Origin of the sequence: Paenibacillus sp. Soil750, assembly GCF_001428045.1 — a bacterium.
Lineage (GTDB): Bacteria > Bacillota > Bacilli > Paenibacillales > NBRC-103111 > Paenibacillus_E > Paenibacillus_E allorhizoplanae.
This window is the reverse complement of the sequence record NZ_LMSD01000017.1, coordinates 48,650-61,946: the sequence shown is the minus strand read 5'-3', so window position 1 is coordinate 61,946 and position 13,297 is coordinate 48,650. Positions and strand designations below refer to the sequence as shown.

Below are 13,297 nucleotides of genomic sequence, written 5' to 3'. Positions count from 1 at the left end.
ATGGCGGAGGGGACCCACGCGTTCCCATCTCGAACACGACCGTTAAGCCCTCCAGCGTCGATGGTACTTGAACCGCAGGGTTCTGGGAGAGTAGAACGTTGCCAAGCATTGTTCCCTGATAGCTCAGTTGGTAGAGCACTCGACTGTTAATCGAGTTGTCACAGGTTCGAGTCCTGTTCGGGGAGCCATTGCTTCCATAGCTCAGTCGGTAGAGTGCATCCATGGTAAGGATGAGGTCACCGGTTCGATTCCGGTTGGAAGCTCCAGTAATTTTTAAGTAAGGCCCGTTGGTCAAGTGGTTAAGACACCTCCCTTTCACGGAGGTAACAGGGGTTCGAGTCCCCTACGGGTCACCATTTTCAGATCCCATGGAGGCTTAGCTCAGCTGGGAGAGCATCTGCCTTACAAGCAGAGGGTCGGCGGTTCGATCCCGTCAGCCTCCACCATTAACTTTATATGCCGTTGTAGCTCAACTGGTAGAGCAACTGACTTGTAATCAGTAGGTTGGGGGTTCAAGTCCTCTCGACGGCATGTTTTCTATTGGGGATTAGCCAAGCGGTAAGGCAACGGACTTTGACTCCGTCATGCCAAGGTTCAAATCCTTGATCCCCAGCCATTTTTTTCAAAAAGATATGAGTCATTAGCTCAGTTGGTAGAGCACCTGACTTTTAATCAGGGTGTCGTAGGTTCGAATCCTACATGACTCACCATTTGCCTTATTTATAACATGCGCGTATGGCGGAATTGGCAGACGCACTAGACTTAGGATCTAGCGGGTGACCGTGGGGGTTCAAGTCCCTCTACGCGCATTAAATCCTCACTTGTATTCATACAATTGAGGTACCCTGCGGAAGTGGCTCAGCGGTAGAGCATCGCCTTGCCAAGGCGAGGGTCGCGGGTTCGATCCCCGTCTTCCGCTCCAAAGTTTTATGCGCCCTTAGCTCAGCTGGATAGAGTATTTGACTACGAATCAAAAGGTCGGGAGTTCGAATCTCTCAGGGCGCGCCATTCTTCATTATAAGTTATAAACGTATCGGGACGTAGCTCAGCTTGGTAGAGCACCTGCTTTGGGAGCAGGGGGTCGCATGTTCAAATCGTGTCGTCCCGATCATTTTTTCTAAACTACGCGGGCGTAGTTTAATGGTAGAACTTCAGCCTTCCAAGCTGATCGCGCGGGTTCGATTCCCGCCGCCCGCTTATAAGAAAAGGACCACCTTCGGGTGGTCTTTTTCTTTTATCAAGAGACAGTAACAAAAGGATCAGCACCGCGGGTGAAAACCGATGGTATTTCGCACAAAGAATGAGCGTCTAAATATACCGTCTAACTCCTTCTAATTAGGAGATAATACAAATCAAAGCATCGCAGAATCTTACCAATACATTAATTACCACCGAAAAACGTACGGTTTTTTTATTTTAATACTATGTGTAGCGGTTAGATTGTGGTAAAATATTCTGAAATGAGTTTTTATAGCGACTAGCTTTTGCAGAGAGAAGCATTAATGCATCATAGTGAATAGATGGGGTGGAGAGTCATGGTAGAGAGTGAGATCGTCCAACAAAAACAAAGTACGAATAACCTGCTGCGTAGAGATATTCGGTTTCTTGGACACATACTAGGTGAAGTTCTTGTACATCAGGGCGGAAATGATCTGCTGGATGTCGTTGAACGAATTCGCGAAATGAGCAAGTCGTTAAGAGCACACTATGTTATTGAGATCTATGATGAGTTTAAGAAAACGATATCTTCACTAGATCCGGAAATTCGCCATCAAGTGATACGCGCCTTTGCTATATACTTCCAGCTAGTTAATATTGCAGAACAAAACCATCGTATTCGCCGTAAACGTGACTACGAGCGCTCATCAGGGGAATCTGTACAACCAGGTTCGATTGAGAGCATCGTACAAGAGCTGAAGAATACGAATATTCCTTATACCGAGGTACAAGAAATACTTAAAGCGATCTCTCTTGAGCTCGTAATGACGGCTCATCCAACGGAGGCTATGCGTCGTGCAGTGCTCGATATTAATTTGCGCATCTCTGACGATATGATGAAGCTGGACAACCCTAACTTAACGTACCGTGAGCGTGAGCAATTGCGCGAGAAGCTTGTGGGTGAAGTGCTTAATTTGTGGCAAACCGATGAGCTGCGTGATCGTAAACCGACGGTAATCGACGAAGTGCGTAACGGATTGTACTATTTTGACGAGACGTTATTTGATGTATTGCCAGAAGTGTACCACGAGCTTGAGCGTTGTTTAAATAAGTACTACCCAGAAGACAAATGGCATGTGCCATCCTTCTTGAAATTTGGATCTTGGATCGGCGGAGATCGTGACGGAAATCCATCTGTAAGAGCGAATGTGACATGGGAGACGCTTGGTCTGCACCGTCAATTGGCTTTGCAAAAGTATGAGGAAATCCTTAGAGAATCTTTAGCACACATGAGCTTTAGCAAGAACATTGTGAATGTGAGCGAAGCTCTGATTGAATCGATCCAATGTGATCGTGAAGCGATGGGGAATGTTCAAGATGTTTGGCGTAATGAAAAGGAACCATACCGCATCAAGACGACTTATATGATCGAGAAGATCCATAATACAGGCAATGCAAATGTATCTTCTACGCAGAAGTACAATAGCCCTGAAGAGTTTATTCAAGATTTGCAAGTTATGGAAGCTAGTTTGCGTGCGCACTTTGCAGATTATGTCGCGGATAAATATATTAAGAAGCTAATTCGTCAAGTTGAACTCTTCGGCTTCCACTTAGCTGCTCTGGATATCAGACAGCATAGTAAAGAGCATGAGAATGCGATGACGGAAATTTTGGCGAAAATGGGTATTACGCCGGATTACAGCAAGCTTTCGGAAGATGAGAAAATTTCATTGCTCACGAATGTCTTGAATGATCCACGTCCAATCACGTCTACGTACTTGGACTACACGGAAGGTACGAAAGAATGCTTAGACGTTTATCGTACAGTTGGTAAAGCGCAGAAGGAATTCGGACGTAATTGTATTAACAGTTACTTGATTTCGATGACGCAAGGTGCAAGTGACATGCTTGAAGTTGTTGTATTTGCCAAAGAGGCGGGCCTATACCGCAGAGAGAGCGACGGAACTGTTACGAGTACTGTTCAGTCTGTTCCGCTTTTTGAAACGATTGACGATCTTCACGCGGCGCCTGGTATCATGAGCACGTTGTTAGCGATTCCTGCTTACCGATTAAGCCTTGATCCAGAAACACAATTGCACGAAATTATGCTAGGCTATTCCGACAGTAATAAAGACGGTGGTGTGATAACAGCGAACTGGGAGCTGCGCATGGCTCTTCAAGATATCACAGAAGCTGCGAAGAAATTTGGCGTGAAGTTGAAGTTCTTCCATGGTCGTGGTGGGGCATTGGGTCGTGGCGGTATGCCATTGAACCGAAGCATTCTAGCTCAACCTGTTGAAACACTTGGTGGCGGCATTAAGATTACGGAGCAAGGTGAAGTTCTTTCTTCCCGTTATTCCTTGCAAGGTATTGCTTACCGCAGCTTAGAGCAAGCGACATTTGCGTTGATTACAGCTTCCAAGCTGTCCCGTTCACCGCAAAGACACCCGCTTGAAGATAAGTGGGAAAATATTATGCGTGGTATTTCGGAGCAAGCACAGACGAAGTATCAGGATCTTATTTTCAGAGACGAAGACTTCTTAACGTTCTTCAAAGAATCTACACCGCTGCCGGAAATTGGCGAGTTGAATATCGGCTCCCGCCCATCCAAGCGTAAAAATAGCGATAAGTTCGAAGATTTGCGTGCGATTCCATGGGTATTCTCATGGACGCAAACGAGATACCTGCTACCAGCATGGTATGCAGCAGGTACAGGCTTGCAAAGCTTTGCTCAAGGCAATGAAAGCAACCTAGCAGTCCTCAAAGAGATGTATGAGGATTGGTCCTTCTTCCGCACGATGATTGATAATCTGCAAATGGCTTTGGCAAAGGCAGATCTTCTTATCGCGAAGGAGTATGGTAGCTTGGTGAAGGAATCCGCGATTGCAGAGCGTATTTTCAATCTGATCAAAGACGAGTATGAATTGACGTCTTCGATTATTTTGCAAATTACAGGTCAGCAAGAGATTCTGGATAATGTTCCTGTCATTCAAGAATCGATCAAATTGCGTAATCCATACGTGGATCCGCTTAGCTACATGCAGGTTGAGTTGCTTACAGAGCTACGCGCACTAAGAGAAAACAATGAAGACGATGCGATTCTGCTTCGTGAAGTACTACTTACAATCAACGGGATTGCAGCGGGACTTCGAAATACGGGCTGATCCTTTCGACAACATAAGAAAAACAACAGGATGACAAAGTCGAGGGCTTGCAGCAATGCAGGCAGCTCGGCTTTTCCTGTAATTACGGGAATTGCCCAAGTCAGGGGGTGCGCGGCAGCATGGGGCGATGGTTGGCAATAATTCTTGTCCTTATTGGGGCATCAAGCTACGGCTTGCTTTCTTCATTTATTAAAATGGCCTATGATCAAGGTTTCACAGATGGACAAATTACACCTGCTCAGATGACGATGGGGACCGTATTCGTATGGGTATTGATTCTTTTCCACAAAAAGTCGTGGGTAAATCCGTTTAGGGGTCCTTGGATTAAGCTGGGGTTGATTGGGATTTTCGGACTGTCGTTAACGACGGTCGTGTATAATATTGCGCTGCAAGAGTTAGATGCTTCCTTATGTATTATTCTTCTCTTTCAGTTTACATGGATGACGATTGCTATGGATTGTATCGTGAAACGGAGATTACCGAAACGAATGGAAGGGATTGCGATTGCGCTAATTTTGGCGGGGACGATCCTTGCGGTGAATGTGTTTGATACCAACTGGGGAGAGCTCAGTATTCTGGGTATACTATATGGACTTATCTCTGCGTTAGCGTATAGTATTTTTCTGTTTTTCACGGGACAAGTCGAAAGTTCACTGCCTCCGCTCATGAATTCTGCAATTATGCTGACGGCTGCGCTGCCGATTATGTATATCTTGTATCCGCCGACGGTTTTTGTTCATGATAATGGTGGTATGCTGTTGCTATGGGGATTGCTTCTCGGGTTCCTAGGCCAGGTTGTACCGACTGTTTCATTTAATATCGGAATTCCCAAGATTGGAAGCGCACTTGCAGCAATGCTAGGATCTGTGGAGCTTCCAGTGGCTATTCTTGCAGCTTATCTGCTCATCGGGGAACCGATTACCGGGTTACAATGGGGAGGCATGGCCCTAATTCTAGGTGGAATTATAATTTCTGAAAACAAATCGTAATTTGTGCGTATATAGTAGAAGAGGGTATTTTGTTATCATTAAATTGTTGTTGAATTGTCGAGAAGCCGGAGGAAAACCAATTGAACTTTGTTGAAGCACGACTGGCTAAGCTGGCCAGTAATGGGGATCGCAATGCTTTTGCAGAGCTCGTGGAGCTCTATAAAGACAAGATCTTTCATTTGGCTTACCGCATGCTGAATAACAAGCAAGAAGCCGAGGATGCCGTGCAGGAAACGTTCTTGCGCGTGTATACGAATTTACATCGATATGATGAGAATCAGAAGTTTTCGACGTGGATTTTTCGAATCGGGACAAACTTATGTATTGATAAGCTGCGACGAAGAAAGCAAACGTATTCGCTGGATGCCGAAATGACAGATGGCGAAGGCAATGATTATTATGCAATGCTACCTAGCGATGAGGATACACCAGAGAAACAGCTGATTGTCTCCGAAACGCAGGCACAGATTCACCGAGCGATTGAGACGCTGCCAGAGAAATATAAATCGGTTGTTATTCTCAGGTATTTGCACGATATGTCACTACAAGAAATTAGTGATGTGCTCGACATGCCCGTTACCACGATTAAAACGCGTGTCCACAGGGGACGGGAGTACTTACGAAAACGATTGGAGCAGGAGGAACAAGTTGTTAGTACAAATCCTGTTCGGATCTGAAACATATTTGAAATCGAAACGTATGGTATATCACAACATGCTCTACTAATTAAAGAAAGGGGTGGCTGTAAACGTGAATTGTAAAGAAGCCCTCCCGCTCATACATGAATATCTCGACGGTGATTTACCAAAGACGGAAGCTCTACCTTTGAAAGAACATTTGATAGCCTGTCAGGCGTGTCATAACACTTTCAAACAGCTGGAGAAAACCGACGCTTTGGTTAGAATGCTGCCCTCCATTAAAGTACCTGATACGTTAACTGCACAGATTATGAGCGGCTTACCACCGATGAAAAAGAAGAATACCTGGACGGATTGGATTCGCAGACACCCTGCTGTATCGGTTGCTGTGGTTTTTGGAACGGTCATGTTCGGAAGCTTCATATCGATGTGGGATGACGATCAGAATCTCATGGTGCAGGGAAGTAACCTTCAGGATGTCGTTATTCAAGGGGATACAGTGATTGTGCCGCAAGGACATACTGTAAATGGTGATCTTGTGGTCAAACGCGGGGAACTGAAGGTTGAAGGCGATGTAACGGGGAATGTCGTCGTGATCGATGGTTCAGTCAACCTAGCCTCAACGGCACACATTTCTGGAGAAGTCAAACAAGTCGATGAAGCATTGAGCTGGGTCTGGTACAAATTAGGTGAATTCGTAGGTAAAATCACGCCATAACGGAATGTCCCCTTATAGCTGAGACTATAGGGGGCTTTCTTCTTTTTTTACATAGGAAAAATGAACCAATTCTCGCGCGATGAGTCTAGATAAATAGAAGTATACTTAGCTTTATGTTATGATTCCTATATAGAGAGAACTTTGTTTAGTCGCCTGGGGGAGAATACAATGGATTTGCTCACGAGCATCTCGGCTAAGGATATTGTCGATATACTCATCGTTAGCTATGTGATTTATAAATTGATCCTAGTGGTGCGTGGGACAAGGGCTATTCAACTGATGAAGGGTATCCTCGTGGTCGTCATTACCTGGGTCATTAGTATTTGGTTTCAGTTAAGTACACTGCAATGGATGGTGAATCAAGCCTTTACGTTCGGGGTGCTTGGGGTTATTATTATTTTTCAACCTGAGCTAAGACGAGCCTTGGAGCAATTAGGTCGAGGTAAGTTATTCGGAAGTAGATCTTCTTCAGAAGAAGATCAAGATGTGAATAAAAGAATCAGCGAAGTGATTCGGGCTGCGAATTATTTGGCCAAACGTAAAATTGGGGCTTTAATTGTTTTTGAAAAAGATACGGGACTTACCGACTATGTCGAATCCGGTATTGCGATAGAGAGCAAAATCAGCGGAGAGCTGTTAATTAATATTTTCATCCCAAATACCCCTCTTCATGATGGCGCAGTTATTATTCGGCAAGGGCAGTTGATGGCAGCGGGTTGTTATTTGCCTCTGTCTGAAAATCCTTTCATTTCGAAGGAACTGGGGACTCGGCATCGTGCAGCGATTGGTATGAGTGAAGTTTCGGATGCGATGTGTGTGATTGTTTCGGAAGAGACAGGTCAAATATCACTAACAATGAACGGACATATCGTACGGGATATTAAAGAGGAATCGTTGATATCTAAGCTATTTGAAGAGTTGAAACCCAAAGCGAAAACAAATGAGAAGAACCCTTTCATGAAATGGTGGGGAGGGCGTTCGAATGGATAAATGGTTACGTAATACAAACGTGGTACGGATCGTTGCGCTTGTTGTCGGGATACTGCTATGGGTAGTTGTCCATATGGAAGAAACGAATATATCCGGGAACACAGCACTGCGCGAGCGAGTGGAAACGATTAATAACGTCTCCATCACAACCAAATATGATGAAACGCATTACTTCATCTCGTCGATGAATCCCGCGAATGTACAGGTGATTCTGAAAGGGAAGGAATCTTCCGTTAAGAAAGTGACGGCTAGCAATACGTATCAGATTCAATTAGATTTGACGCAGGTCGGCAAAGGTGACCATCAGGTTACCCTAGCACCGGTAGGGATACCGTCAGATGTGGATGTTGAGATCGTTCCTAGAACGGTCCACGTCATGATTGAAGAGCTACAAATGAAAGAGGTACCTGTCGTCATAAATGTCAAAGGAACGCCTGCTGCAGGCCTCAAAGCGGGACAACCTATTGTGAAGCCAGGTAAGGTGTACATTACGGCACAAACGAGTAAACTCGATCAGATTGAGAATGTCCGCGGTGAGGTATCTGTGGATAAAGCACAATCAGCGGTGACGAAGCAGGTCAGACTGCAGGCTTTTGACAAAGAAGGCAAAGAAGTAACCCTTAACATCAATCCTTCGGTTGTCGATGTTGAGGTGCCTATCACAAGCCCATTCCAAACCATTCCGTTACAGATCAAAGTAAGCGGTGAACCTCCTGCAGGATTTGCCATCGCGATGATTACACAAACCCCTGATAAGGTGACTGTATACGGAGCACAAGACGTCGTAGACCGCATGGAATTCTATCAAGGGCCGCAGCTTAGTCTGCAGGATGTGAAGGAAACGAAAGATTTCGCACTGGACATTCCTCTCAGGAATAAAGTAACTCAATTAGATCCTGCTAAGGTGACGGTCCATGTTGAGGTTGTGCCTTCAATCACGAAAGCTGTAGAAAATGTACCGATTACGATTATTGGTCAAAATGAAAATTACGAAACCAAAGTGACGCAGCCAGCGTCGGCTACCTTGAATATTACAGTAGAGGGTGCTCCTGCCATAATTGATCAATTGAAAGTTCAAGATATTCAAGCGATACTAGATGTTAGTAATTTACCGCCTGGTAAGCATGAATTGAAAGTGACTTTAAATCTGCCTACTTTCGTGAAGTTAGGACTTCCACAAGAAGTGAAGGCGATCGTAGAAATTAGTGAGAAAAATGTTAAAGCAGCAAATCCATAATGGGGAATAGAGAAAGAGGAGAATACAAAAATGGGGAAATATTTTGGTACAGATGGTGTGCGCGGTGTCGCGAATGGCGAACTCACACCAGAATTGGCTTATAAGGTAGGACGCTGCGGCGGGTATGTGTTAACAAGACAGGCAAAGCATCCGAAAGTCGTGATCGGGAGAGATACACGTATTTCGGGGCCGATGCTTGAGGCATCCCTTGTAGCAGGATTGTTATCGATTGGTGTTGAGGTGATTCGTATTGGTGTGGTGAGCACACCAGCGGTTGCTTATTTGACGAAAAAGCTAGGCGCAGACGCAGGCGTTATGATCTCTGCTTCACATAATCCAGTTGAGGACAACGGGATTAAGTTCTTTGGCGGCGACGGCTTCAAGCTATTGGATGAGACGGAGCTTGAGATTGAACAGCTGCTCGATGCAGCTGTGGATGAGTTGCCTCGCCCGGTTGGCGGCGAGATTGGTACGGTTTCGGATCAGCCAGATGCGAAGCACCTTTATCTGGCATTCTTGAAGGAGACGGTGTCGAAGTCCTTCGACGGCGTGAAGGTTGTTCTTGATTGTGCGAATGGCTCAGCCTATGAGCTGGCGCCTTTGATTTTCCGCGAGCTAGGAGCGGAAGTGATCACCATCGGCGCGGAGCCGAATGGGCGCAACATCAACGATGATTGCGGCTCCACCCACCCAGAGACGCTTCGCGCCGAGGTGGTTAAGCATGGCGCAGCCATCGGGCTAGCTTTTGACGGCGACGCGGATCGTCTGATCGCGATCGATGAGAAGGGCGATGAAGTCGACGGCGACTTCATCTTGAGCATTCTTGGCGATGCGCTGAATCGCCAGGGTAAGCTGAACCACGGCACCATTGTGACGACGGTGATGGCGAATATTGGCTTTTTCAAAGGCATCGAAAAAGCGGGCTTGAAGGCTCTGCAAACAGCTGTAGGCGATCGCTACGTGATGGAAGAAATGCGTAAAGGCGGATACAACTTAGGCGGGGAGCAATCTGGTCATGTTATTTTCTTAGATTACATCTCCACTGGGGATGGTATCCTTACGGCGTTACAATTGGTGAATACGCTAGTTGAATCGGGACGTAAGCTGAGTGATTTGAAAGGGATTATGCGTAAATTCCCGCAATTGCTTGTTAACATCCGTGTAGCGGATAAAAGCAAGTTGAAGGACAATGCGGTAATCGAAGAAGCGATCCGTAAAGTCGAGGATGAGCTTGGCGATAACGGTCGTGTGTTGGTTCGTCCATCCGGTACAGAATCCTTGATTCGTGTTATGGCGGAAGGCCCTGATAAAGAGCAAGTAGAAGCATACGTTCATGATATTGCGAAGGTTATTCAAGAGCAATTGGTATAATTATAGGCTACTAGTCCCTCATTTTTGCTGGAAAATGGCGAGATGGGGGATCAGGTATGCCAAAAACAAGTTGCATTACTGGGTCAAAATGCATATGATGAAGTTACTCAAGAAGGAAAGGCAGGGCAGAGGTTATTCGTAATAAATAGCGCCAGAACTCGCAAGCGGGACGGAAATGTAGGCTTTATAGGCTTACTACTACGCGGTGAGTTGACGAGGTGAAGGTGTTCGAAACATTCGGCGGGGACCTTCCGGCACGAGGAGTGCCGTTAAGTTGGAGAGCAAAATCGTTCGGGCGACCGGGCAGACAAGTATCCAACATCTATTAACGATTTATTGAATCTTACACGTAAAGAACGCCCTTATAGATGGTTTATTTCATTATGATTTATGACTGATTGAAAATCAGATCCTTGACAAACAGCCCTTGTAGAAGAGGCTTATACAAATTTGGAGGTTGTAACTATGTGCGGTATTGTTGGTTATATTGGAAAGCGTAATTCTCAGGAGATTCTATTGGATGGCCTTAAAAAGCTAGAGTATCGAGGCTACGATTCTGCTGGGGTAGCGGTGTATACGGCAGATGGCTTGCAAATTAAGAAAGCCAAAGGCCGTATTGCGAACTTGGAGTCGAAGTTGGGTGAAACGCCTTTAAACGGAAGTGTAGGTATCGGGCATACACGTTGGGCGACACATGGTAAGCCTTCGGACGTGAATTCGCATCCACACACCGATAATTCTTTGAAATTCTCCGTTGTGCATAACGGGATTATTGAGAATTATATTACGCTGAAAGAAGAACTAATTGCGAAAGGCCATGTTTTCGTATCGGAAACGGATACAGAGGTTATTTCGCATTTGATCGCGAGTTTGTACGAGGGAGATATCCTCAAAGCTGTTCAGAAGGCCGTGAAGCACATGACAGGTGCGTTTGCGCTTGGTGTTTTGACAGAGTTCGAACCGGACCGCCTCGTTGCTGTGCGTCAAGCTAGCCCGCTGATTATCGGGATTGGCGAAGGCGAGAACTTCATTGGTTCAGATATTCCAGCGATTCTAGAGTATACACGCAATGTGTTCATTCTAAATGATGGCGAAATGGCGCTATTGACGCGGGATGCTGTCGAATTAATGACGTTAGAGGGGAATTTTATTTCCAGGGAAATGTTCCATGTCGATTGGGACATTGTTACGGCGGAAAAAGCCGGATTTGATCATTTCATGTTGAAAGAAATCTATGACCAACCGAAAGCGTACCGCGATACGATGGGAAGTCGTATTTCGCCTGACGGTAAGAGTGTGACGTTGAACGAGCTTACGATTACACCTGAGGCAATTCGTAACATCAGCCGTGTGCATATCGTCGCTTGTGGAACAGCATTCCATGCTGGTATGGTTGGGAAATACGTCATTGAAAAAATGGCGCGAATTCCAGTGGAAACGGATGTAGCGTCTGAATATCGTTATCGTTCCCCGATTATTACGAAGGATACGCTCGTGATTGTTGTGAGCCAATCCGGTGAAACGGCGGATACGTTGGCAGCACTTCGTGAAGCGAAACGTTGTGGCGCGCACGTGTTGGCGATTACAAATGTTGTAGGCAGTTCTGTTGCGCGTGAGGCGAACGATATTATTACAACATGGGCAGGACCGGAGATTGCGGTAGCTTCCACGAAAGCGTACACGTCGCAATTGATCGCGTTCTACCTCTTGGGCTTGCACCTGGCGCAAACATTGGGCACACAAACGCCTGAGGAAATTGCTGAAGTAATTACAGCGATGAAGGAATTGCCTGCGCAGGTTAGCGAGATCCTAGAGCAAGCGGAAGCATTGAAGGTTGTTGCTGAAGAGATGGCGAAGCATGATAATCTGTTCTTTATCGGCAGAGGGTTGGATTATGCGGTAGCGCTTGAAGGCTCTTTGAAGCTGAAAGAGATTTCTTACATTCACTCCGAGGCGTATGCTGCGGGTGAGTTGAAGCACGGAACGCTCGCGTTGATCGAGGACGATATCCCGGTGATCGCGTTAGCGACGCAGCATGAGTTACTTGAGAAAACCGTGAGCAACATTAAAGAAGTGAAGGCGCGCGGCGCGAACGTATTGGGTATTGCTGTGGAAGGTGAAACGGAGCTGCAGAAGTCAGTTGATAGCACGTTCATTATTCCAAAAACGTTGGATGTGTTGACGCCTGCGTTGTCTGTAATTCCTTTGCAGTTGCTATCTTACTACGCGTCGTTGGCGCGTGGGAATGACGTTGATAAGCCTAGGAATTTGGCGAAGAGTGTCACGGTGGAATAGGGTTATTTTAATAATTGTGAAAAAAAATAAAGTTATAGACTATCATTTCAAATGAGGAAAAAAACGGCCTTATGCTAATATAATATCCCCTTTAAGTAGACACTCAAAAATATCCTTGTGGTACCATAAGGAAACGAGTGCAACTTGGAGGGGATTTTTCTATGGCTAAAAAAGGACAAACATGAAATCAAATCACGGATGAATTAAAGTTAGTTGCTGTTCCTGTTCAGAAATACATGAAAGGATTATCCAGCTATAGAAGGCCGGGCTTCATCTTCCTTTTAAATATCGGTACTTATCCCCATTCACCCGGCAATTTCGGACTTCCCGCCAACCCAACGATCCGAACGCTTCACTATATAATGATTGAACACATAACGCCAAGGAATACAGAAGGGGAAGATCGCCACGATCAAGCATTCGAACACGACTCCCAAGGTAGAGTCGTCTATCTGCCCGGCAGTCCAAAGTGGGAGAGCGACGACAGATAGCCAGATCAGCTTCCAGACCATCTCCCAAAGGAGCAACGGGAGCATCTGCAGAGGATACCGGAGACCCAACAGGGAGAGAGCCGAGAAGGCGGCCAGCATGCATTGGACGATGCCCTCCATCAAATCCCACTGTTCGTGGTGGATGACCCCGGGCCATACCACGATTCCAAGTCCTACGACAACAAGAAGGTATAGGGCACGCAACAGGTAGAGACGAAACACAGAGACTTCTTTCATAAGTAACCG

Annotated in this window: 9 protein-coding genes, 12 tRNA genes and 1 rRNA gene; 21 read left to right on the top strand and 1 reads right to left on the bottom strand. The window is 45.9% G+C overall.

Annotated features, from left to right (window positions below; all coding sequences use genetic code 11):
* The 21 genes from rrf to glmS all read left to right on the top strand — a co-directional run.
* Positions 1-107 (top strand): 5S ribosomal RNA (gene rrf / locus ASL11_RS19130); the annotation flags it as partial.
* A 5-nt stretch (positions 108-112) separates the two neighbouring features.
* Positions 113-188, top strand: a tRNA-Asn gene (locus ASL11_RS19125).
* Positions 189-190: 2 nt separating this feature from the next.
* Positions 191-266, top strand: a tRNA-Thr gene (locus tag ASL11_RS19120).
* A 15-nt stretch (positions 267-281) separates the two neighbouring features.
* Positions 282-356, top strand: a tRNA-Glu gene (locus ASL11_RS19115).
* 14 nt (positions 357-370) lie between these two features.
* Positions 371-446 (top strand) — tRNA-Val (locus tag ASL11_RS19110).
* Between the two features lie 12 nt (positions 447-458).
* Positions 459-531: transfer RNA gene (locus ASL11_RS19105), tRNA-Thr, on the top strand.
* A gap of 10 nt (positions 532-541) precedes the next feature.
* Positions 542-616, top strand: a tRNA-Gln gene (locus ASL11_RS19100).
* Positions 617-634: 18 nt separating this feature from the next.
* Positions 635-710: transfer RNA gene (locus tag ASL11_RS19095), tRNA-Lys, on the top strand.
* Between the two features lie 19 nt (positions 711-729).
* Positions 730-809: transfer RNA gene (locus ASL11_RS19090), tRNA-Leu, on the top strand.
* Between the two features lie 38 nt (positions 810-847).
* A tRNA-Gly gene (locus tag ASL11_RS19085) sits at positions 848-922 on the top strand.
* A gap of 9 nt (positions 923-931) precedes the next feature.
* A tRNA-Arg gene (locus tag ASL11_RS19080) sits at positions 932-1,008 on the top strand.
* Between the two features lie 26 nt (positions 1,009-1,034).
* Positions 1,035-1,108: transfer RNA gene (locus ASL11_RS19075), tRNA-Pro, on the top strand.
* An 18-nt stretch (positions 1,109-1,126) separates the two neighbouring features.
* Positions 1,127-1,197: transfer RNA gene (locus ASL11_RS19070), tRNA-Gly, on the top strand.
* Between the two features lie 338 nt (positions 1,198-1,535).
* Positions 1,536-4,322, top strand: a complete 2,787-nt coding sequence (ppc, locus tag ASL11_RS19065; protein WP_056618199.1) for a phosphoenolpyruvate carboxylase — start codon at positions 1,536-1,538, stop codon at positions 4,320-4,322.
* Positions 4,323-4,441: 119 nt separating this feature from the next.
* Positions 4,442-5,311: a DMT family transporter gene (locus tag ASL11_RS19060; RefSeq protein ID WP_056618190.1), complete on the top strand. Its 870-nt coding sequence runs from the start codon at positions 4,442-4,444 to the stop codon at positions 5,309-5,311.
* An 80-nt stretch (positions 5,312-5,391) separates the two neighbouring features.
* Positions 5,392-5,988 carry an RNA polymerase sigma factor SigW gene (gene sigW / locus ASL11_RS19055; protein ID WP_056618187.1) on the top strand — a complete coding sequence of 199 codons (597 nt, stop codon included), beginning with the start codon at positions 5,392-5,394 and terminating at the stop codon, positions 5,986-5,988.
* Between the two features lie 73 nt (positions 5,989-6,061).
* On the top strand, positions 6,062-6,667 hold the full coding sequence (locus ASL11_RS19050; protein ID WP_056618184.1) for a zf-HC2 domain-containing protein: 606 nt from the start codon (positions 6,062-6,064) through the stop codon (positions 6,665-6,667).
* Positions 6,668-6,835: 168 nt separating this feature from the next.
* Positions 6,836-7,657, top strand: a complete 822-nt coding sequence (gene cdaA, locus ASL11_RS19045) for a diadenylate cyclase CdaA (protein ID WP_056618181.1) — start codon at positions 6,836-6,838, stop codon at positions 7,655-7,657.
* Positions 7,650-8,894: a CdaR family protein gene (locus ASL11_RS19040; protein WP_056618178.1), complete on the top strand. Its 1,245-nt coding sequence runs from the start codon at positions 7,650-7,652 to the stop codon at positions 8,892-8,894. Before cdaA ends, ASL11_RS19040 begins: the two co-directional genes overlap by 8 nt.
* A 30-nt stretch (positions 8,895-8,924) precedes the next feature.
* Complete coding sequence (glmM, locus tag ASL11_RS19035) at positions 8,925-10,265, top strand: phosphoglucosamine mutase (RefSeq protein WP_056618175.1); 1,341 nt, start codon at positions 8,925-8,927, stop codon at positions 10,263-10,265.
* Positions 10,266-10,730: 465 nt separating this feature from the next.
* Complete coding sequence (gene glmS, locus ASL11_RS19025) at positions 10,731-12,560, top strand: glutamine--fructose-6-phosphate transaminase (isomerizing) (RefSeq protein ID WP_056618169.1); 1,830 nt, start codon at positions 10,731-10,733, stop codon at positions 12,558-12,560.
* 305 nt (positions 12,561-12,865) lie between these two features.
* On the opposite strand, the gene ASL11_RS19020 is transcribed toward glmS, so the two are convergent.
* Positions 12,866-13,288 (bottom strand): hypothetical protein, encoded by a 423-nt coding sequence (locus ASL11_RS19020; RefSeq protein ID WP_056618166.1) that lies wholly within the window; start codon positions 13,286-13,288, stop codon positions 12,866-12,868.
* Positions 13,289-13,297: the final 9 nt, after the last annotated feature.